The sequence below is a fragment of the Bacillus xiamenensis genome (genome assembly GCF_000300535.1).
Taxonomy (GTDB): Bacteria; Bacillota; Bacilli; order Bacillales; family Bacillaceae; genus Bacillus; species Bacillus xiamenensis.
On the sequence record NZ_AMSH01000007.1, the window covers coordinates 65,872 to 87,633 of the forward strand.

Annotated in this window: 23 protein-coding genes and 1 other annotated feature; of the genes, 20 read left to right on the forward strand and 3 right to left on the reverse strand. The window is 41.4% G+C overall.

The features are described 5' to 3' along the window. Window positions 1-101 precede the first annotated feature (101 nt). The 14 genes from BA1_RS04685 to BA1_RS04745 all read left to right on the forward strand — a co-directional run bounded on the left by BA1_RS04685 (window position 102) and on the right by BA1_RS04745 (window position 13,968). Window positions 102-500 carry a cytidine deaminase gene (locus BA1_RS04685; protein ID WP_008356263.1) on the forward strand — a complete coding sequence of 133 codons (399 nt, stop codon included), beginning with the start codon at window positions 102-104 and terminating at the stop codon, window positions 498-500. Further along, window positions 493-1,398: a GTPase Era gene (gene era / locus BA1_RS04690; RefSeq protein WP_007501305.1), complete on the forward strand. Its 906-nt coding sequence runs from the start codon at window positions 493-495 to the stop codon at window positions 1,396-1,398. The genes BA1_RS04685 and era overlap by 8 nt, the downstream gene beginning before the upstream one ends. 147 nt (window positions 1,399-1,545) lie before the next feature. Then, complete coding sequence (locus tag BA1_RS18525; RefSeq protein ID WP_008356266.1) at window positions 1,546-1,692, forward strand: YqzL family protein; 147 nt, start codon at window positions 1,546-1,548, stop codon at window positions 1,690-1,692. 35 nt (window positions 1,693-1,727) lie between these two features. Then, window positions 1,728-2,498 carry a DNA repair protein RecO gene (recO, locus tag BA1_RS04695; RefSeq protein ID WP_008356268.1) on the forward strand — a complete coding sequence of 257 codons (771 nt, stop codon included), beginning with the start codon at window positions 1,728-1,730 and terminating at the stop codon, window positions 2,496-2,498. A gap of 39 nt (window positions 2,499-2,537) precedes the next feature. After that, window positions 2,538-2,715: a binding site (T-box leader), on the forward strand. A 113-nt stretch (window positions 2,716-2,828) separates the two neighbouring features. Next, complete coding sequence (glyQ, locus tag BA1_RS04700; protein ID WP_003217487.1) at window positions 2,829-3,716, forward strand: glycine--tRNA ligase subunit alpha; 888 nt, start codon at window positions 2,829-2,831, stop codon at window positions 3,714-3,716. Then, window positions 3,709-5,754 (forward strand): glycine--tRNA ligase subunit beta, encoded by a 2,046-nt coding sequence (glyS, locus tag BA1_RS04705; RefSeq protein WP_008356270.1) that lies wholly within the window; start codon window positions 3,709-3,711, stop codon window positions 5,752-5,754. Before glyQ ends, glyS begins: the two co-directional genes overlap by 8 nt. A gap of 165 nt (window positions 5,755-5,919) precedes the next feature. Then, window positions 5,920-6,558, forward strand: coding sequence for a transcriptional regulator CcpN (gene ccpN, locus BA1_RS04710; protein ID WP_008356272.1), 639 nt, complete (start codon window positions 5,920-5,922; stop codon window positions 6,556-6,558). A 25-nt stretch (window positions 6,559-6,583) separates the two neighbouring features. Beyond that, a complete protein-coding gene (locus tag BA1_RS04715; RefSeq protein WP_008356274.1) occupies window positions 6,584-7,405 on the forward strand; it encodes a pyruvate, water dikinase regulatory protein in 822 nt (273 codons plus the stop codon). 261 nt (window positions 7,406-7,666) lie between these two features. Next, window positions 7,667-8,167 carry a YaiI/YqxD family protein gene (locus BA1_RS04720; RefSeq protein WP_008356275.1) on the forward strand — a complete coding sequence of 167 codons (501 nt, stop codon included), beginning with the start codon at window positions 7,667-7,669 and terminating at the stop codon, window positions 8,165-8,167. 33 nt (window positions 8,168-8,200) lie between these two features. Continuing rightward, a complete protein-coding gene (dnaG, locus tag BA1_RS04725; protein WP_008356277.1) occupies window positions 8,201-10,030 on the forward strand; it encodes a DNA primase in 1,830 nt (609 codons plus the stop codon). Window positions 10,031-10,232: 202 nt separating this feature from the next. Continuing rightward, window positions 10,233-11,354, forward strand: coding sequence for an RNA polymerase sigma factor RpoD (rpoD, locus tag BA1_RS04730; RefSeq protein ID WP_008342392.1), 1,122 nt, complete (start codon window positions 10,233-10,235; stop codon window positions 11,352-11,354). A gap of 303 nt (window positions 11,355-11,657) precedes the next feature. Then, window positions 11,658-12,017: a cytochrome c550 gene (gene cccA / locus BA1_RS04735; RefSeq protein WP_008356279.1), complete on the forward strand. Its 360-nt coding sequence runs from the start codon at window positions 11,658-11,660 to the stop codon at window positions 12,015-12,017. 120 nt (window positions 12,018-12,137) lie between these two features. Further along, window positions 12,138-12,854: a tRNA (adenine(22)-N(1))-methyltransferase gene (locus tag BA1_RS04740; RefSeq protein WP_008356281.1), complete on the forward strand. Its 717-nt coding sequence runs from the start codon at window positions 12,138-12,140 to the stop codon at window positions 12,852-12,854. After that, entirely contained in the window at window positions 12,847-13,968 is a 1,122-nt protein-coding gene (locus BA1_RS04745; RefSeq protein ID WP_008356282.1) for a Nif3-like dinuclear metal center hexameric protein, read from the forward strand. Before BA1_RS04740 ends, BA1_RS04745 begins: the two co-directional genes overlap by 8 nt. A gap of 37 nt (window positions 13,969-14,005) precedes the next feature. Here the strand turns inward: BA1_RS04745 and BA1_RS04750 are convergent, their stop codons facing one another. Further along, a complete protein-coding gene (locus BA1_RS04750; protein ID WP_008356284.1) occupies window positions 14,006-14,950 on the reverse strand; it encodes a 4-hydroxy-3-methylbut-2-enyl diphosphate reductase in 945 nt (314 codons plus the stop codon). Between the two features lie 157 nt (window positions 14,951-15,107). Continuing rightward, a complete protein-coding gene (gene vrrA / locus BA1_RS04755) occupies window positions 15,108-15,824 on the reverse strand; it encodes a VrrA/YqfQ family protein (protein WP_008356286.1) in 717 nt (238 codons plus the stop codon). A gap of 155 nt (window positions 15,825-15,979) precedes the next feature. On the opposite strand from vrrA, the gene BA1_RS04760 reads away from it, so the two are divergent. Further along, a complete protein-coding gene (locus BA1_RS04760) occupies window positions 15,980-17,299 on the forward strand; it encodes a DEAD/DEAH box helicase (protein ID WP_008356288.1) in 1,320 nt (439 codons plus the stop codon). A 9-nt stretch (window positions 17,300-17,308) separates the two neighbouring features. Continuing rightward, window positions 17,309-18,202 carry a deoxyribonuclease IV gene (locus BA1_RS04765; protein ID WP_008356291.1) on the forward strand — a complete coding sequence of 298 codons (894 nt, stop codon included), beginning with the start codon at window positions 17,309-17,311 and terminating at the stop codon, window positions 18,200-18,202. A 48-nt stretch (window positions 18,203-18,250) separates the two neighbouring features. On the opposite strand, the gene BA1_RS04770 is transcribed toward BA1_RS04765, so the two are convergent. Further along, window positions 18,251-18,505, reverse strand: coding sequence for a DUF2624 domain-containing protein (locus BA1_RS04770; RefSeq protein WP_008356292.1), 255 nt, complete (start codon window positions 18,503-18,505; stop codon window positions 18,251-18,253). A gap of 140 nt (window positions 18,506-18,645) precedes the next feature. Between BA1_RS04770 and BA1_RS04775 the strand changes: the two genes are divergently transcribed. The 4 genes from BA1_RS04775 (at window position 18,646) to zur (ending at window position 21,706) form a co-directional block, all read left to right on the forward strand. Further along, entirely contained in the window at window positions 18,646-19,527 is an 882-nt protein-coding gene (locus BA1_RS04775) for a YitT family protein (protein WP_008342375.1), read from the forward strand. 136 nt (window positions 19,528-19,663) lie between these two features. Then, window positions 19,664-20,440, forward strand: a complete 777-nt coding sequence (locus BA1_RS04780; protein ID WP_008356294.1) for a metal ABC transporter ATP-binding protein — start codon at window positions 19,664-19,666, stop codon at window positions 20,438-20,440. Continuing rightward, window positions 20,440-21,300 carry a metal ABC transporter permease gene (locus tag BA1_RS04785; RefSeq protein WP_008356296.1) on the forward strand — a complete coding sequence of 287 codons (861 nt, stop codon included), beginning with the start codon at window positions 20,440-20,442 and terminating at the stop codon, window positions 21,298-21,300. Before BA1_RS04780 ends, BA1_RS04785 begins: the two co-directional genes overlap by 1 nt. Beyond that, the gene (gene zur, locus BA1_RS04790; RefSeq protein WP_008356297.1) at window positions 21,278-21,706 is read left to right on the forward strand and encodes a zinc uptake transcriptional repressor Zur; all 429 of its coding nucleotides are present in this window, start codon (window positions 21,278-21,280) and stop codon (window positions 21,704-21,706) included. Before BA1_RS04785 ends, zur begins: the two co-directional genes overlap by 23 nt. The last annotated feature ends 56 nt before the right edge of the window (window positions 21,707-21,762 follow it).

The following is a 21,762-nucleotide window of genomic DNA, read 5'->3' on the forward strand; positions in this document are numbered from 1 at the left end:
TATTTATTAACATTTTTAGAAATGGGCGTGAAAATGTCACGTGAATTATGTAAAATATAAATGTGACAGGGGGTTCATTTCTTCTGAAAGTGGGAACTAGAATGAACAAACAAGAGTTGATTTCAGAAGCCATCAAAGCAAGAGATTTTGCATATGTACCCTATTCTAAATTCAAAGTCGGTGCAGCATTATTGTCAAATGACGGAAAAGTGTATGGCGGTTGCAACATTGAAAATGCGGCATATGGTATGTGTAATTGTGCGGAAAGAACAGCACTTTTTAAAGCCTACTCAGAAGGCATCACATCTTTTCAAATGCTTGCAGTAGTGGCTGATACAGATCGGCCAGTTTCACCATGCGGCGCATGCAGACAGGTCATTTCAGAGCTATGTGCACCTGATATGCCAGTGATTCTAACGAACTTAAAAGGACATATATACGAAACAACAGTAAACGAACTATTGCCAGGCGCATTTTCACCGGAGGATTTAAATGACTAACGAAAGCTTCAAATCAGGATTTGTATCAATTATTGGCAGACCAAATGTAGGAAAATCAACCTTCCTTAATCGTGTGATTGGACAAAAGATTGCGATTATGAGTGATAAGCCCCAAACGACACGAAACAAAGTGCAAGGTGTCCTGACAACCAACACGTCACAAACGATTTTTATTGATACACCAGGAATTCATAAACCTAAGCATAAGCTAGGTGATTTTATGATGAGGGTGGCTCAAAATACACTGAAGGAAGTCGACCTGATCTTGTTTATGATCAACGCGCAGGAAGGCTATGGAAAAGGCGATGAATTCATCATTGAACGACTAAAACAAACATCTACACCGGTGTTTCTAGTCGTTAATAAAATTGATCAAATTCACCCAGATGAACTGTTCCTTTTAATTGATGAATACCGCACACGCTACCCGTTTAAGGAAATCGTGCCAATTTCAGCTCTTGAAGGCAACAACATTGACACGCTCCTTCAGCAGATTGAAGGTTATCTTCCAGAGGGCCCTCAATTTTATCCGGCAGATCAAGTAACAGATCACCCAGAGCGGTTTATTATTTCAGAATTAATTCGTGAAAAAGTGCTGCATTTAACAAGAGAAGAAATTCCTCACAGTATTGCGGTTGCGATTGAATCGATCAAGCCAGATGAAAATGGCAAGATTCATGTTGCGGCGACCATTGTCGTAGAACGTGATTCGCAAAAAGGGATCGTCATTGGAAAACGCGGCAGTTTATTAAAAGAAGTGGGACAAAAAGCGCGCAGAGACATTGAGGCACTTCTAGGTTCAAAAGTGTACTTGGAGCTTTGGGTAAAGGTTCAGAAGGACTGGCGTAATAAATCCACTCACCTTCGTGATTTTGGTTTTAGAGAAGACGAATATTAAACATCGCTGTATTTGTTGGGAAATCTGACAATGGTGCAGTTCGATTAGTAAAAATTGTTTATCATGAAATGGAGGTCGCCGGGTCAAGATAAAATTAATATGTTGGATGTAGCGTTGCTGCTTCTAATAAAGAAAGGTGGGGTTTTTATGTTGAATTTTACATGGAACGTATTTTCACAAACAGGAAGCGTTGACACGTATCTGCTTTTCAAAGAGTTAGAAAAGGAGAACCTGGAAAGACCCGATGTACTTGAAGAAGAAATAGTAGCACGACTTGATTTTCCAATCTTATAATTCTTGACCCCCTCCAACGCTCGGAGTGTAGACAAATGCTCATTAAAACTGAAGGAATCGTCCTTAGAACAACAGATTATGGCGAAACAAACAAAATTGTCACGCTGCTCACTAGAGAACATGGGAAAATTGGTGTGATGGCAAGGGGGGCTAAAAAAGCTAACAGCCGCCTGTCAGCCATAAGCCAGCCGTTTTTATACGGTACCTTCCTGATCCAATCATCAACAGGACTTGGAACGCTCCAGCAAGGTGAAATGATCGAAAGCATGCGGGCCATCCGGGAGGATTTATTTCTGACCGCATATGCCGCATATATGACAGAATTACTCGATAAAGGAACAGATGAAAAGAAGCCCAACCCTTACTTGTTTGAGCTCCTTCTTCAATCATTGCGCCATCTCAATGAAGGCACAGATGCTGATATTATTTTATTTATCGTAGAGGTCAAAATGTTATCAGTGATAGGGCTGAAGCCTGAGCTTGATCAATGTGTACACTGCGGTCAAAAAGAAGGGCAGTTCCATTTCTCGATTAGAGATAACGGATTCATCTGTGAGCATTGCTTTTCTAAAGATCCCTATAAACTGCCCTTATCTCCAGCAGCTGCAAGGCTCCTCCGTTTGTTTCATTATTTTGATTTATCAAGGCTTGGTCAGGTTGATGTGAAACCGCAGACGAAACAAGAAATACGTCAAGTGCTCGATCACTACTATGACGAGTATTCAGGCCTTTATTTAAAATCAAAAAAATTCATGAATCAGATGGAATCCATGAGAAAGCTAATGGATGGCGAAAACAAAAGTTGACATCTCCCATGACTTTTTGTAAGATCATCTAAGATCAAATATGTTGCATTGACAGAAAGAAGTACTTACGTATAATCCATAAAAGCGACCTTAGGACGGTGTAAGCTAAGGATGGACACGTAACGAAAGGCATTCTTGAGCAACGTAAAACAAAGCGGCTGGATGCTACGACACCAGCAAATAGGGTGGAACCGCGGGAAAAACTCTCGTCCCTATGTTTGCAAGGAACCTTGTGAGCATAGAGACGGGAGTTTTTGTGTTCTCTTAAGAGGTTCTAATCCCCACCCGCCATACATAGCGGATGGTGTAAAAAAGATGGAGGTGCGATCATTGAATATTCAAGACATGATTTTGACGCTGCAAAAGCATTGGTCAAATGAAGGCTGCGTATTAATGCAGGCGTATGACACAGAAAAAGGTGCTGGAACGATGAGTCCATACACGTTCCTCAGAAGCATCGGGCCAGAGCCTTGGAAGGTGGCATATGTAGAGCCTTCAAGACGCCCGGCTGATGGCAGATATGGAGAAAATCCTAACAGGCTTTATCAGCATCATCAATTTCAAGTGATCATTAAGCCGTCACCTGACAATATTCAAGAACTGTATCTTGAATCATTGAAGGCACTTGGCATAGACCCATTGAAACATGATATTCGTTTTGTTGAAGACAACTGGGAAAATCCATCTCTCGGCTGCGCAGGACTTGGCTGGGAAGTTTGGCTGGATGGCATGGAGATTACACAGTTTACGTATTTTCAGCAAGTCGGTGGTTTAGAATGTAAGCCGGTTTCCGTTGAAATCACATACGGTATTGAGCGTCTTGCTTCTTACATCCAGGACAAAGAAAATGTGTTTGACCTTGAATGGACAGACGGTTTTACTGTAAGAGATTTATTCTTAATGGCTGAATACGAGCATTCTGTTTATACATTTGAAACCTCTAATACGGATATGCTGTTCGATTTATTTACAACGTATGAAAAAGAAGCGCATAGCCAAATGGACAAAGGGCTTGTGCATCCAGCATACGATTATGTGCTCAAATGCTCCCATACGTTCAACCTACTTGATGCAAAAGGTGCTATATCAGTAACAGAGAGAACAGGCTATATCGGAAGAGTACGTCAGTTAGCGAGAAAAGTAGCCAAAACATATTACGAAGAACGAGAAAAACTTGGATTCCCTATGTTAAAAGAGGAGGCGGCTTCTCATGAATAAACAAGATGTATTACTCGAAATCGGCTTAGAAGAGATGCCGGCTCGTTTTATGCCAGAAAGCACAAAGCAGCTAGGTGAAAAAGTAAAAGCATGGTTTGAAACGCAGCGTATTTCATTCGAAGATGTGGCGTTATTTAATTCACCAAGACGTCTTGCTGTTCTTGTCAAAGGTGTCGCAGAAAAACAAGAGGACATCAAAGAAGAAGCGAAGGGGCCAGCTAAAAAGATTGCGCAAGACGCTGAAGGCAATTGGACGAAAGCGGCCGAAGGGTTTGCCCGCGGACAAGGTGCATCTACAGCTGATCTTTATTTCAAAGAAATCAAAGGTGTGGATTATGTCCATGTCCAAAAGTTTCAAGAAGGTAAGCAAGTCAAAGACCTTCTACCAGCGTTAGGTGATATTGCTGCTTCATTGAGCTTCCCTAAGAACATGAGATGGGGAAGCAATGATTTACGCTATATCCGTCCCATTAAATGGCTCGTTTGTTTATTCGGACAAGAGGTCATTCCTGTCGAAATTGCAGGCGTGAAAAGCGGCCGCAAGACAAGAGGACATCGCTTCCTTGGTACGACAGCCAGCATCGACTCTCCTGCTTCTTATGAGCAAACGTTACTTGACCAGTTTGTGATTGCTGATTCAGATAAAAGAAAACAAAAAATTATGGAGCAGCTAAATGCCCTTTCTTCAGAGAAAGGCTGGGTCATTCCAGTTGATCCTGAGCTTTTAGAAGAAGTCAACGACCTTGTTGAATACCCGACCGTTCTATCTGGCTCTTTTGAAGAAGAGTTTCTGGCATTGCCAGAAGAAGTGCTGGTCACGACAATGAAGGAGCATCAGCGCTATTTCCCTGTGAAAAATGAACAAGGGGAATTACTGCCGCACTTCATTACAGTGAGAAACGGAAACAGTGAGGCCCTTGAAAATGTTGCAAGAGGAAACGAAAAGGTCCTGCGTGCCCGTTTATCAGATGCTGCATTTTTCTATAAAGAAGACGAAAAGCTCGTCATTGAAGACAATATTAAAAAGCTTGATAAAGTGGTATTCCATGAGAAGCTTGGCACGATTGGCGACAAGCTGAAGAGAGTGACAGACATTGCCGTTCGCCTGGCAGAACATGTCGGTGCAGATGAAGAAACGTCTAAGCGCGTAAAAAGAGCAGCAAGTATTTCTAAGTTTGACCTTGTGACTCAAATGGTCTATGAATTCCCAGAACTGCAAGGAATCATGGGTGAGAAATATGCAAGAGCACTTGGCGAGCATGAAGAAGTGGCAAAGAGTATCAACGAACACTATATGCCGCGTTTTGCCGGCGACGACGCGCCGTCAACTCTCATTGGTGCAATTGTCGCAGTAGCGGATAAACTAGATTCTATTTGTTCATTCTTCTCAATAGATGTTATTCCAACGGGTTCTCAAGATCCTTATGGACTAAGAAGACAAGCGAGCGGTATCGTCCAAATTCTGCTTGATCGCCATTGGAATATTTCATTCAAAGAACTTTTAGCACTGGCTCAAGTAGAGACAGAACATGAAGCTGCCCTTATTGAATTTTTAACGCAGCGTTTGAAATATGTTCTCCAAGCAGAGCATATCCGTCATGATGTGGTCGATGCAGTTCTTGATGTTGAAAATATTGAGCCTTATGCGGTTGTGAAAAAAGCAGCTGTACTTGAAGAGCGTGTGAAACAAGAAAGCTTCAAAGAAACGGCTGAGGCATTAGGCCGCGTCATTTCAATCAGTAAAAAAGGGGAAGACGCAGAGATTCAGCCTGAGCTGTTTGAAAATGAACAAGAACAAAAGCTATTTGAGGCGTATCAGCAAGTGGAGAAAGCTGTCAAGGAACATATGGCAAAAGGACAGTACAACTTAGCGCTAGAGGCGTTAGATACATTAAAAGCACCAATCGTTGATTATTTCGATCATACAATGGTTCACGCCGATGATGAAAAACTGAAGCGAAATCGTTTGGCGCAAATGGTCAAACTAGCAAAAGTCATTCAATCATTTGCGAACATGAACAATTTAATTGTAAAATAAATACCTAAGAGCGGTTGCCTTTTTCGAAGGGCAATCGTTTTTTACTCATTTAATTCACGGTTTTGAGTGGATTTTTGTTTCATTCGGACGAAGATGCGCTATAATATGATGAGTTATGAATTTGATATACATAAAGTCAAGATTCGCTCTCTCTATTTAAAGGTGGTGAGTACAATCGAGTTAAATAAACGGCAAGAGCAGATTTTACAGATTGTCAAAGAGAATGGTCCGATCACTGGAGAGCATATCGCCGATCGGCTGAACTTAACAAGGGCTACCCTTAGACCGGATTTGGCCATTTTAACAATGTCTGGCTTTCTAGAAGCAAGACCAAGGGTCGGCTACTTTTTTACAGGAAAAACTGGCACGCAGCTTCTAGCAGATAAGCTGAAAAAACTCCAAGTGAAAGATTTTCAATCCATTCCAGTTGTGATACATGAGAATGTTTCAGTTTATGATGCGATTTGTACGATGTTTTTAGAGGATGTGGGCACATTATTCGTTGTGGACGATCAATCTATTTTAACAGGCGTATTATCAAGGAAAGACCTTCTTCGAGCAAGTATTGGGAAACAAGAGCTTCCATCTATACCGGTCCACATTATTATGACAAGAATGCCGAACATCACCGTTTGCCGCAAGGAAGATTTCATTATGGATGTGGCCAAGCACTTGATTGAAAAGCAAATAGATGCACTTCCTGTCATAAAGGATACGGATAAGGGCTTTGAAGTTGTCGGCAGGATTACGAAAACAAACATGACGAAAATACTTGTTAGCTTATCGGAGAACGAAATTATCTAACTACAGAAGACTGCGAGGGGATGTTATGAGTAATCGCGTAATTTTTGTTGTATCAGATTCAGTAGGAGAAACGGCAGAGCTCGTGGTCAAAGCGGCACTTAGCCAATTTGATGGCGGCTCATCAGATCATTCAAATATTAGAAGAATCCCATATGTAGAGGATGTCGGTACGATTAAAGAAGTCATTTCACTGGCAAAAGCAGATAATGGGATCGTCTGTTTTACGCTTGTTGTGCCAGAAATGCGCCAATTTTTAATAGAAGAGGCCGAAGCAAATGGCGTCGTTTACTATGACATTATCGGTCCACTCATTGATAAAATGGAGACGGCATATGGAAATGAAGCGAAACATGAGCCGGGTCGTGTACGTCAATTAGATGAGGACTATTTTAAAAAGGTAGAAGCCATTGAGTTCGCTGTAAAGTATGACGATGGCAGGGACCCAAGAGGAATCCTAAAGGCTGATATTGTCCTTATTGGTGTATCGCGCACGTCCAAGACACCGCTTTCTCAATATTTGGCGCATAAGCGGCTGAAGGTAGCGAACGTTCCGATTGTTCCTGAAGTAGATCCGCCGGAGGAGTTATTCTCAGTTGATCCAAAAAAATGCATTGGCTTGAAAATTAGTCCAGACAAACTCAATCACATTCGGAAAGAGCGTTTAAAATCTTTAGGTTTAAATGATCGGGCCATTTATGCGAACATTGAGCGGATTAAAGAAGAACTAGAGTATTTTGAAAAAGTGGTTAACCGAATTAACTGTCAAGTTGTCGATGTATCAAATAAAGCAGTTGAGGAAACAGCAAATGTCATTCATCAAATGCTGACCAAAAGAGGTTCCGAATAAACTCAGGATGCTCCTCCTGGGTTTTTCCTATGGTGGGAAACGGGTAAGCAAAAACAATAGCATATTTGCTGCATTTGTATTATAATAAAAAATTGTGATAAAATGATTGATTTTAGGTTTAAGTTAAGTCAAGAACGAATAAACTAATATTGGCAGAAGTCAAGTGATTCTGAACATAACTTTTCGACAAAATGAGTTTTACTGTTGATTCCTTTATGGGGGAAAAGTAGGGTCTTTTTACTTCTCTAAAGCAGGAATAAGGTGGAGGGATGGAGAATTAGTCACCTGAATGAACGTAAAAAAGAGAGGACGATTTATGTCGATGCAGATGCTTGCCCTGTAAAAGACGAAATTCTTGCTGTCGCATCTTTATTTCAAGTACATGTGACTTTCATTGCTTCATATGAGCATTTTCAAACCAAAAGATCACCACTTGAAGATTGGCGGTTTGTTGATACACATAAGGAAGCGGCGGATTTAGTCATTGCGAACGCAGCAGTCGCGCATGATATTGTCGTCACCCAGGATATTGGTCTTGCCTCCTTACTGCTTCCAAGACGTGTCATTGTTCTCTCTGAAAGAGGACGAATGTACACAAACGAAACAATTGATTTTGATTTGGAACGCAGGCATGTTTCAAGCAAACAGCGAAGAAATGGTGTATACGGAAAAGGTCCCAAAAAGCTTTTAGAAGAGGATAAAAAGCGATTTATTGCGCAACTACAAAAAATCCTGTCGAATCATGAAGGATTTTTGAATTAAAAGGCGAATAATGTACGACGGAGTGTTATTAGGATGAGCAAACGTATACCAGATGAACTTTTGGAGCAAATCCAAAAAAACGCAGACATTGTCGAAGTGATTGGAGAATACGTACAGCTTAGAAAGCAAGGTCGGAATTACTTTGGTCTTTGTCCATTCCATGGTGAAAATACTCCATCATTCTCTGTTTCAGCAGATAAGCAAATCTTCCATTGTTTTGGCTGCGGTGCAGGAGGTAATGTATTTTCGTTCCTCAGACAAATGGAAGGCTACTCATTTATTGAAGCCGTTTCACATGTTGCTGATAAGTACCATATTGATTTGCCTGATCATGTAGCAAACGCCCAGATCAGTTCCTCTCAGCAAGAGGATACAGCAGATCATAAAATGATTGAGGCCCATGCGCTTCTTAAGAAATTTTACCACCATTTGCTGGTAAATACAAAGGAAGGTCAAAACGCACTCGATTATTTACGGTCCAGAGGCTTTACCGATGAAACAATTGCCAAGTTTGAGATCGGGTATGCTCTCGACTCATGGGATTTCATGACCAAGTTTTTAGAAAAACGAGGGTTTGATCCGGTGATGATGGAGAAGGCTGGTCTTTTGATTCAACGTGAAAACGGCACAGGATTTTTTGACCGCTTTAGAGACCGTGTCATGTTTCCCATTCATGATCATCATGGAACGGTCGTCGCTTTTTCCGGAAGATCGCTTGGTCATCAACAGCCTAAATATATGAATAGTCCTGAAACGCCACTTTTTCATAAAAGTAAGCTGCTTTATCACTTTCATGACGCGCGTATGCATATTAGAAAACGCGAGCGGGTCGTCCTTTTCGAAGGATTTGCTGACGTCATCTCGGCCGTCACATCTGGTGTTGGCGAAAGTGTTGCAACAATGGGTACGTCTTTAACAGAAGAGCACGTAAAGCTTCTGAGGCGGAACGTAGAAGAGATCATCCTATGCTATGACTCTGACACAGCCGGATATGAAGCGACCATGAAAGCATCAGATTTGCTTGGAAAAAGAGGATGTAAAGTTCGCGTTGCCATGGTGCCAGATGGACTCGATCCAGATGATTATATTCGTAAATATGGCGGCGAAAAATTTAGGAATGACATCATAGATGCAAGTGTGACACTCATGACATTTAAGATGAATTTTTTCCGAAGAGGAAAGAATTTATCGGATGAAGGAGACCGCCTTGCTTATATGAAGCAGGTTCTCCGAGAAATCAGCCGGTTAAACGGCTCCTTGGAACAAGAGATTTACATGAAACAGCTTGCTGGAGAGTTCTCCATCTCACTTGACTCATTAAGGGAACAATTGGAGCTGTTTGAAAAGCAGCAGCGGCAAGAAGCCAAGAGCTCGCAAGCAGAAAACGGGCTTGAGAAAAGGCGCGCACACCTTTCAACACAGGTGAGAAGAAAGCGTCTAAGGCCGGCATATGAAAACGCAGAGAGAATGCTGCTAGCACATATGTTAAAAAGCGATGATGTGATTCGCAAAGTGCTTGATCGGGTAGGGATTGAATTTAATATAGATTCCCACAGGGCGCTGGCAACGTACATTTATGCGTTGTATGAAGAAGGCAAAGAACCGACTCCGCAGCACCTGATGAACCGTATTGAAGATGATGTGATGAATCAGCTTCTGACGGATATATTGATGATTCAAGTTGGAGACGAACTAAGTGAAGCTGAATTAAGTGATTATGTTAAAAAAGTGTTGAATCATCGGAATTTGTCAATGATAAAGGAAAAAGAACTAGAACGTGCAGAGGCGGAGAGGCAAAAAGATTTCTTCAAAGCGGCAACACTTGCAAAAGAAATTATTCAGTTGAACCGTTCGCTGAAGTAATACGTCTACTATTTATGACAAGACTTACGGCTGGCAATGAATCCTTTATGGGAGGAGCATAAGACCGCAAGCATCTTGCCTTCATCATTATTTATTTTATTCCTATTTGCTCATTCTGTTTGATAGAGAGAGAAAAGCAGAGCGGAAGCAAATCGCAAGTTACTTTAGAATTCGTTGCAAGCTTTGGAAGGAGGGATCCATAATGGCTGATAAACAAGCCCACGAAACCGAAACTGAATTAACCTTTGAACAGGTGAGAGATAAGCTCACTGAAACGGGTAAAAAACGGGGCGTTTTAACATACGAAGAAATTGCAGAGCGTATGTCTAGCTTTGAAATTGAATCAGACCAAATGGATGAATACTATGAATACTTAGGCGAACAGGGTGTCGAGCTCATCAGTGAAAACGAAGAGACGGAAGACCCAAATGTTCAGCAGCTGGCTAAAGCAGAAGAAGAATTTGACCTGAACGATTTAAGCGTACCACCAGGTGTCAAAATTAATGATCCTGTTCGTATGTACTTAAAAGAGATCGGTCGCGTCAATTTGTTATCTGCTAAAGAAGAGATTACGTATGCTCAAAAGATCGAAGAAGGCGATGAGGAATCAAAAAGAAGATTAGCGGAAGCGAACCTTCGTCTCGTTGTCAGCATTGCAAAACGCTACGTTGGTCGTGGTATGTTGTTCCTTGACTTGATTCAAGAAGGAAACATGGGTCTCATGAAGGCAGTTGAGAAGTTTGATTACCGCAAAGGATACAAATTCTCAACATATGCGACTTGGTGGATTAGACAGGCGATCACACGTGCTATTGCCGATCAGGCGAGAACGATTCGGATTCCAGTTCATATGGTGGAAACCATTAATAAATTGATCCGTGTTCAAAGACAGCTTCTGCAAGATCTAGGCAGAGAACCAACGCCAGAAGAAATTGCTGAAGACATGGATTTAACACCAGAGAAAGTAAGAGAAATTCTTAAAATTGCGCAAGAGCCTGTATCTTTAGAAACACCTATTGGTGAAGAAGATGACTCGCATCTTGGTGATTTTATTGAAGACCAAGAGGCGACTTCTCCATCTGACCATGCTGCATATGAGCTCTTAAAAGAGCAGCTGGAAGATGTATTAGATACGCTAACGGACCGTGAAGAAAATGTGCTGAGACTACGTTTCGGATTAGATGACGGAAGAACACGCACGTTAGAAGAGGTTGGAAAGGTGTTTGGCGTAACAAGAGAGCGTATTCGACAAATTGAAGCGAAAGCTCTTCGTAAATTAAGACACCCTAGCAGAAGTAAACGATTAAAAGACTTCTTAGAATAGAAACCGGACGGATCTTGAAAGAGATCCGTTCTTTCTTCATCAAAATGAAAACGCTTTTTTCAATCTGATTATATTTTACTGAATAACAAATGAATTTGCAACGTTCTTAGAGAAAAGATGTATAAAAAATACATCAAAATGTGCTGAAGGCTTCATTTCTCATCTTGATTCATTTTTGTCTAATCTGTGAACTTGGCCAAAGTTTTATATCATAATTCGTTTACTTTTTGTAAAATTAAAGTAGAATTAGAATTGTTTGCATAGTCTCAAAAGGGGTTTTTCACAAAGGGGAGGATGAAAGAAATGAAACGGAATCCACTTATACCATTCTTATTGATTGCCATTTTAGGAATTGGACTCACTTTTTTCTTATCAATGAAGGGGCTGAAAGATGAAGAAAAAATTGCCTCAGGGGGTAAAGAGCAACAGCAAGAAGAGACAGCAAATGCGACGCCGGAAGAATTGTATAAGCAGAACTGTATTAGCTGTCATGGGGAAAACTATGAAGGCGGCGCCGGTCCTGCATTAACAGGTGTTGGCGACAAGCTTGAAGTGGCAGACATTAAGAAGAAAATTCAAGAAGGCGGAAACGGAATGCCAGGCGGACTAATTCCGAATGAAAAGCTGGATGAAATGGCGGAATGGGTATCCAAAATTAAATAATAAAGCGCAAAAAGCTCTTTTTCATAAGAAGAGCTTTTTTCATTTGAAAACAACTTTTAAAAAGTCCATAATTTATATAAGATAGACAAGTATGAACATTAAAGAAAAGTAGTGATATGTATGAATGAAATGAATTTGTCAAAACGATTAAAAAGAGTCGCAGACTTTTTACCAAAAGAGGCTGTCTTTGCTGATATCGGCTCAGATCATGCTTATTTGCCATGCTATGCGATCTTGCATCATAAAGCCGTGAAAGCCATTGCTGGTGAGATTACAGATGGACCGCTTCAATCTGCGAAGCAGCAAGTACATAGACTTGAATTAGATGGACAGATTTCGGTCAGAAAAGGAAATGGCCTTGAAGTGATTGAAAAGGGCGAGGTGAATGCTGTAACGATTGCAGGGATGGGCGGGGCACTCATTGCAAGCATTCTAAACGAGGGCAAGCATAAGCTCACAGGGGAGGAGCGGCTCATTCTACAGCCTAATATCCACGCTCACCATATTCGTTTATGGCTCTATCAAGAGGAGTATGAACTGATGGATGAAGTGATCTTAGAAGAGGATGGCAAAATATACGAAATCATCATTGCAGAAAAAGGCGACAAAGATAAAGCCTATGAAGGCATGTCCATTGAAACAGGTATGCTAGTTGGCCCATTTCTTGCCAAAAAGCAAAATGACGTCTTCTGTCGCAAGTGGAGGCAAGAGCTTCAGCACATGGAGAATATAGAAAAGCAAATTCAAAAGGCCGCGCCAACGGAAGAGAACAAAGAGCGCCTGAAAGAGCTGAATGCGAAAATAAAGATATTAAAGGAGGTTTTGACTGTTGGCTAAAACAGTGAACGGACATGAAATCATCCAATTATTTGAGCAATTTTCACCAAAGGCATATGCGATGGAAGGGGATAAAATTGGGCTTCAGATTGGGACGTTGAATAAAAAAGTGACCAATGTCATGATCACCTTGGATGTATTAGAAAATGTGGTAGATGAGGCGATTGAACGGAATGTGGATCTCATCATTGCCCACCATCCGCCGATTTTCCGTCCATTAAAGCATGTGGCGACAGATCAGCCGGCTGGACGGATCATTGAAAAATGCATCAAACATGATATTGCGGTGTATGTGGCACATACAAATTTAGACGTGGCTGATGGAGGGGTCAATGACTTACTTGCTGAAGCTTTAGAGCTTGGGGACACACGAGTGCTCGTTCCAACATATGAAGACCCAATCAAGCAGCTAGCCTTGTATGTCCCAGTGGAATTTGAAGAGGCCGTCAGAACGGCTTTAGGAAATGCGGGAGCTGGCCATATTGGCAACTACAGTCATTGCGCTTTTTCAAATGAAGGGACAGGCAGTTTTCTGCCATCAGAAGAAGCTGCGCCATTTATTGGTGAGACGGGTAAACTGGAATTTGTGAAAGAAGTACGAATCGAAACCATTTTCCCTGCAAGTATTGAAAAACAAGTGATTCGTGAAATGATCAAAGCGCATCCTTATGAAGAAGTGGCTTACAGTGTACACACGACGGATCTACCTCCTATTCAAAAAGGTCTTGGTCGCATTGGAGAATTAAGAGAACCGATGACACTTAGAGACTTCACACAATTTGTGAAAACGAAACTAGATGTGAATGGAGCTCGTTTTGTAGGAGATCAAGAAGCCGTCGTAAAAAAAGTAGCTGTGCTTGGAGGAGACGGAAATAAATACATCCATCAAGCGAAAAGAATGGGTGCTGATGTGTATGTGACAGGAGATCTTTATTTCCATGTCGCTCACGATGCTATGATGCTCGGGCTAAATGTAGTGGACCCAGGTCATTACGCAGAAAAGATCATGAAAGAGGGCGTGAAGGCAAAGCTGCAATCTCTATGTGCAGATCAAAAGTATGATGTGCAGCTCTTTGTGTCTGAATCGAACACGAACCCATTTCAATTTGTATAAACAAAAAACGTCAGAGCATAGCAGCTCTGACGTTTTCTTATTTTTTCGTTTTCACGCGAGGTAATATTTTAGAAAGAGGAACAGCATGTTCGATCTTCCAAGTCGATTCATCATCCGGTTCATAGTTTTCTAAAAAGCGGATGACTTCTTTTGTAATAGGTGTCGGTGTGGAAGCACCAGCCGTAACGGCAACGGTTTTTACGCCTTTTAGCCATTCAAGCTTTAGTTCACTTAGGTCACCAATACGGTAAGCCTGCGTTCCTGCAATCTCCATTGACACTTGAGCCAGACGATTTGAGTTGTTACTTTTCGGGTCGCCTACCACAATGGTGAGATCGGCTTGACCGGCTTGCTGTGAAACAGCTTCCTGACGTACTTGTGTTGCAAGGCAAATTTCTTGATGGTACTCGACATGAGGATATTTTTCCTTAATCAGCTCCATCAAATCATGGACGTCCCACTGAGACATTGTTGTCTGATTGGTGATAAGCAGTTTATCTGACGTTAAATCGAGCGCTTCGATGTCGGCTTCTGTTTCAACAAGGTGGACTAGGTCAGGGGCGACACCGACAGCTCCTTCAGGCTCGGGGTGACCCTTTTTCCCGATATAAATAATGTCATAACCATCAGCTGTTTTTTCTGAAATAAGTTCGTGTGTTTTCGTAACATCTGGACAGGTCGCATCAATGGTAACAAGGCCTTTTTCTTCTGCGATTTGACGAACCTCAGGGGATACGCCATGAGCGGTGAAAATGACTGTTCCGCTTTCAACCTGCTTTAAAATGTCCAGACGGTTTGGTCCGTCTAATGTGTAGATCCCATCTTGTTCGAAGGCATCTGTGACATGTTTGTTGTGCACAATCATACCTAATATATAAATTGGGCGTGGCAAGTTTTTATCAAGTGCGGCATTTTTAGCAATGACCATTGCATCTACAACGCCATAGCAATAGCCACGCGGCGATATTTTAATTACATTCATCTATTCGTCCTCCTGTAGGGAAGTGCTGCTAGAGAAGAACAATATAAAAAGCCGTAAAAAACGGCTTTTGATCATTCTCTTTCTTCCATTATAGCCAAAGTAAGCGCATATATCAAAGATTGTTATACACGTTCAACACTTCACCTTTAAAAGACCGCTAGACATATAGTTTTGGTACTGAACTGCCCACTCTTTTTTTCGGTTTGATGACAGGAGCAGGTGAGTGTGAAGCTGTCTTTTTGACAAGAATGTCCTCTGGATCTTCTTCTTCTTCTTTTATATCATCTATTTCATTGACCTCTGCTGTTTCTTTATGCTGCACGTCTAGTTGTTCTCCAATTTCTTTTGGTTCTGCATTTGAATCATTGTCATTCGTCTCATCATCATCCGCGCTGCCGAGCTGGCTGTAGAGCTTAATCATGGCAGGCAGATTTCTAACTAAAGGGCCGTATTGCTGAATCATTGGCGTGAACTGCTGCGCCATACCGAGTACTTTTTGTACATTTCCTAACATACTTGAGAGGGTCGCAGGATTTGTGAAGCTCTGGATTCCTTGTAATCCCGCACCACCTCCAGAGATCCCTGCACCTCCAGCTCCAGGCAGAAATTTTGCGAGCATGCCCTTAATTCCCGCTCCGCCGCCAAGTGCGCGGCTTTCGCCTCCTGGAATCCCGCCCATCCCGCGCAAACCGCCGCCCTGTACAGACGGAGAGCGAGGCATCATTTGTTGAAATTGATTTCCCTGCCCTTGAAAAGGCTGTTCGATAGGAGCCTGCTGTCTCCTTTGAAATATCCCGGGCTGTCCGCCATTTCCAAGGTGCCGGCGTGAGGGACGATGCGGCTGAAAATCGCCCATAGGCCTTTGCCCTAACATACTTGTACCTCCCTTACTGCATTCTCTTTCTCTTCATAGGTTATGCAAGGAAGCATCAATTGGTTTCCTGTAAGAAAAGCGGACATGGTTTTTTTGCTGAAAATCAGCTATAATGAGGAGATGAGCAAAAAGGCATTGCCTTAAGGAGTGAAAACATGAAAGAAACGAAATTTACGACATATGAATTAAAGCCTTTTATTATAGATGCTATTCATGAACTGGGCTTTTATGAGCCGACTGATATTCAAAAAAGAATCATCCCTGCTGTTTTAAAAGGAGAAAGCGTGATTGGGCAGTCACAAACAGGAACGGGAAAAACCCATGCATACTTATTGCCCCTGATTCATTCAATTGATCCAAGCAAAGAGCAAGTGCAGGTGGTCATTACTGCACCTACACGAGAATTAGCGAATCAAATTTTTAAAGAAGCCCAAACCATCTTAAAAAATACATCTCCAGAAGAAGAAATCAAGGCAAAGCTTTACATTGGTGGAACGGACAAGCAGAAATCTATTCAAAAGCTAAAGAACCAGCCGCATTTAGTGGTCGGCACTCCTGGTCGGATTGCTGATCTTATTCATGAGCAAGCGCTGAATGTGTACAAAGCGACATCTCTTGTCATTGATGAAGCAGACCTCATGCTGGATATGGGCTTTTTAGAAGATGTAGACCGTATTGGGGCGCAAATGCCAGAACAGCTGCAAATGCTTGTGTTCTCAGCAACTATTCCAGAAAAGCTAAAGCCTTTCCTCAAAAAATATATGGATAATCCGAAATATGCTCACGTTGAACCGAGACGGATTACGGCTGAAAACATTCAGCATATTTTAGTCCCATCTAAACAGCGTGACAAATTAAAGCTGCTCCATGAAATGGTGACGAATGTACAGCCTTATTTAGGGATTATCTTTGCCAATACGAAAGCAACTGTTGATGAAATCGCCTCATTCCTACAGGAAAAAGGAATGAAAATTGGCGTGCTTCATGGCGGATTAACACCGCGTGAACGTAAAAAAGTGATGAAACAAATTGAAGATTTGGAGTTCACTTATATTGTAGCATCTGATCTTGCTGCCCGCGGAATTGATATTAAGGGTGTCAGCCACGTGATCAACTATGAGCTTCCATCTGATCTTGATTTTTATGTTCACCGTGTGGGAAGAACGGCTCGCGCTGGTTCATCTGGCATTGCGATGACCATCTATGATCTCGCTGATGAGGATGCACTCGTTCAAATTGAAAAAATGGGTGTTGTCTTTGAAAACAAAACAATTGTTCATGGCGAATGGCGAGATGCAGATGATCGTTTGAAGCGTCAAAGACGTAAAAAAGCACCAAATGAAATTGAAGAAAAAGCAAAGCGTCTTGTCAGAAAACCGAAAGCCGTCAAACCTGGATATAAAAAGAAAATGACACGTGAGATGGATAAGATCAAAAGACAAGAGCGTAGAAAGTCAAAGCGTAACGGAAAGTAGGGGGAAACATTGTTGAAGATTGGATCACACGTATCCATGAGTGGAAAACATATGCTTCTTGCAGCGAGTGAGGAAGCTGCCTCTTATGGTTCAAATACTTTTATGATTTATACGGGTGCACCGCAAAATACACGCCGTAAAAAAATTGAAGATCTCAATATTGAAGCTGGACAAGCTCATATGAAGGAGCATGGCATGACAGATATCGTCGTTCATGCCCCTTATATCATCAATATCGGCAATACCGTTAATCCCGCTACATTCGAGCTTGGAGTGGATTTCCTCCGTTCAGAAATTGAGCGTACGGAAGCACTTGGTTCGAAACAAATTGTTCTTCATCCGGGTGCACATGTGGGTGCAGGTGCAGAAGCTGGCATTCAAAAAATCATTGAAGGCTTAAATGAAGTCATTGTGAAAGGGCAGGAGGTTCAAATTGCACTTGAAACAATGGCAGGTAAAGGCTCAGAGTGCGGAAGAAGCTTTGAAGAGCTTGCCCAAATTATCGACGGTGTGACACATAACGAAGCACTTTCTGTCTGCTTTGATACGTGTCACACGCATGATGCGGGTTATTCCATTGTGAGTGACTTTGATGGTGTGCTAGAAGAATTTGATCGAATTGTCGGGATTGACCGAATCAAAGTTCTTCATATCAATGATAGTAAAAATGTACAAGGCGCAAGAAAAGACCGACATGAAAATATCGGTTTTGGCGAAATTGGTTTTGATGCCCTGAGCTATATTGTTCATCATCCACAGCTTCAAGATGTGCCGAAGATTCTAGAAACGCCTTATGTAGGTGAAGATAAAAAGAACAAAAAACCACCTTACAAATTCGAAATTGCGATGCTGAAAGAAAAGCAATTTGATGAAGGTCTACTAGATAAAATTACGGGTCAATAAAAAAGAATGCAACGTGATGGGGTGCCGCTAAATGCGGCCCTTTTTTGTCTAACTTGTAAACTGGTTAAACAGATCATTGACGGTCTGTGCTGTCTGTTTAGAAGTAATCGCTTCCACTTGCTTAAGCAGCCGGCTACGCTCTGCATCATTAAAAATATTGACGTTTTTCCCATTCATCAGTTTGGCAACCTCAGTGGCCTGACTGGATGTTAAGCTGACTCCGTACTGTTTTGCATACCTTAACAAATCATTTGCCGTGATCTGATTGAGCCGCTGCAGTACAATTTTCTGAATTAAAATCAATTCCATTCCTCCCCTCTGTAACAATGTATGGGCGAAAACGGAAAATGTGCAAAAAATTTTATTTTACTCTGTGAAATGATAAAATAGTAAAGTGAATAACATGTTCATTGAAAATTTAACAAGTGTAGAAGGGAGAACGTATGGCAAATAGTAAACAACATAGAAAGGAATCAGTGCCTCATTTTATTTTGAGAATTTTTCTGATTCTAGTAGGAGCTGCGTGTGCAGCAGTCAGTATTGAATTATTTTTAGTGCCAAACAATATTATTGATGGAGGCATCATCGGCATCTCGCTTATTTTGGATTACCTCTTTACAGATAACCCATTCATTAACTTTGCGACGATTGTTGTCATTTTGAATATTCCATTTATGATATCAGGATACAAACATATTGGGAAAACCTTTTTGATTTCCACTGTGATTGGAATTGTCAGCTTGGCCGTGATTGAATCTTCACTTCATCATGTAGAGGCATTTACAACACAGCCGATTTTAGCCACTGTATTTGGGGGGCTGTTACTTGGATTTGGTGTTGGACTTGTGATACGTAATGGGGGCTCAATGGACGGAACAGAGATCCTTGGAATTCTTTTAACGAAAAAAATTCCTTTTTCCGTCGGTGAGTTTGTCATGATCGTCAATGTGTTCATTTTTATTTGGGCGGGCTTTGTCTTCGGACCAGAGCAAGCTATGTATTCTGTCATGACATATTATTTGGCAATGAAAACAATTGATGCTGTTATTCAAGGGCTTGATGAAACAAAAGCTGTCATTATCGTATCGGATTATTATGATGAAATTTCAGATGCAATCCTTCATCGTCTTGGCAGGGGAACAACCAAGCTTAGAGGAAAAGGCGGCTATACAGATGAAGAAAAAGATGTCATCTACGCCGTTGTGACGAGACTTGAAATTACAAAGTTGAAATCTATCGTATTTGAAATAGATGGTCAAGCATTTATTACGATTATGGATACGCATGAAACAAAAGGCGGTAAATTCAAAACAGCCATTCATTAGCTTTTATTTTACTTTTTTATCTTTCTTTTATATAATGAAATGTATGTATGGACAAAGAAAATGGCTTTTGCCATTTTCTTTTTGTTGTATAAATCGTAATCATTCTTTTTATATTGGATTAAAGGTGGAAAGATTCATGGCAAAGCCAATTATTGAAATGAAGGACATCTCGTATTCTTATGGTCAGCGAAATGTCATAGATCACATTCATTTAACAGTAGAGGAAGGAAACTTTCTAGCACTTGTTGGACCGAATGGATCTGGTAAAACAACCTTATTAAAATGCCTGCTTGGGCTGATCAAACCACAGCAAGGTGAATTGAAGCTGTTTGGCACGCCTGCTCAAAAATTTAGAGACTGGGATCAAATTGGATTTGTTTCTCAAAAAGCGAATAGCTTTAATACAGGGTTTCCTGCTTCTGTATACGAGGTCGTTGCAAGTGGTTTAACGGCGAAGATTGGTTTATTTAAACGAATGAGTAAGCAGGATAAACTTCAAGTGGAAGAGGCCATTCGCTCAGTTGGTATACAAGATTTAAAGCATCAAAACATCGGGGAGCTTTCAGGCGGTCAGCAGCAGCGTGCATTTATTGCCCGTGCGCTCGTCAGTCAGCCGAAGCTGCTCATATTAGATGAACCGACAGTTGGAGTAGACCAAAAAACAGTAGAGGGCTTTTATCAGCTATTGGAAACATTGAATAAAGAAAAAGGCATGTCTTTAATTCTCGTCACACATGACGTGGGAACCGTTTCTGACAAAGTTACCCATGTGGCTTGTTTAAATCAGACACTTCATTTTCATGGAGATGCGAAAACGTTTGATTCAATGGATGACCAAGCGCTATCTCAATTTTACGGACATGACATTCAAGTGATTCATCACGATCATCACCATCATGGGGGACATGAATAATGCTATTTCCATTTTTTCATTATGAATTTTTACAAAATGCATTTATTGCAGGGATGCTGATTGGTTTTATTGCGCCCTTACTTGGTGTATTTATTGTTGTCAGGAGGCTCTCGCTTATTGCCGATGCCCTTAGTCACGTGTCACTTGCGGGGATTGCAGCGAGTTTATTTCTTGATAAAAAGTTTGGACTGCTGACAGGGGTGAGCCCGCTTTACTTAGGGATGGCGTTTTCTGTTGCCGGCTCATTGTTTATTGAACGTCTGCGCTCTGTGTATAAGCATTATCAGGAGCTGGCCATTCCAATTATCCTATCGGGGGGTATCGGAATTTCCGTCATTTTTATTTCACTTGCTAATGGCTTTAATACCGACCTGTTTAGTTATTTGTTCGGAAGCGTTAGTGCGGTTTCGAGACTGGATCTTTGGATCATTGTTGGGATCTCACTTGTTGTGGTGCTAGTGGTTGTGCTTTTATATAAAGAATTGTTTTTGCTTTCTTTTGATGAAGAACACGCAAAGGCTTCTGGTATTTCAGCAAAATGGATTCATTTCATTTTTATTTTAGTTGTTGCACTCGTCATTGCGGCATCGATGCGTATTGTAGGTACACTCCTTGTGTCTGCCCTCATGACGCTGCCTGTTGCGGCAAGTATTCGGATTGCTAAAGGGTTTAAACAGGCGATTTTTCTTTCGATCTTGTTTGGTGAATTGTCTGTCATGACCGGATTGATCTTAAGCTATTATCTTGATTTAGCGCCGGGCGGAACCATTGTGATGCTGTCCATTTTGATTTTAATCGGGTGTATCAGTATTGGAAAATTCAGAAGGGGGAATCATCTTGAACGTACAAGAAGCGCTTGATTTATTAAAGGAAAAAGGCTACAAATATACAAGCAAACGTGAGGATATGCTTCAATTGTTTTCTGATTCTGACAAATACTTGACCGCTAAAAATGTGTTAACGGCATTAAGTGAAGATTACCCAGGTCTTAGCTTTGATACCATTTATCGAAACCTGTCTTTATATGAAGATCTTGGGATATTAGAGACAACCGAATTATCAGGTGAGAAATTGTTCCGTTTTAAATGTTCGTTCTCTCATCACCATCATCACTTTATTTGCCTTGCATGCGGTAAAACAAAGGAAATTGATGCCTGTCCAATGGACAAGCTGGAGGCTGATCTAGAGGATTATCACATCAGCGGACATAAATTTGAAATATACGGAACGTGCCCTTCTTGTGAACCGAAGGAAGTTCACTCGTAGGAAAGCCAGCCAATGCGCTGGCTTTAGCGTGTAGACAAACCCTCGTATTCTTTGTC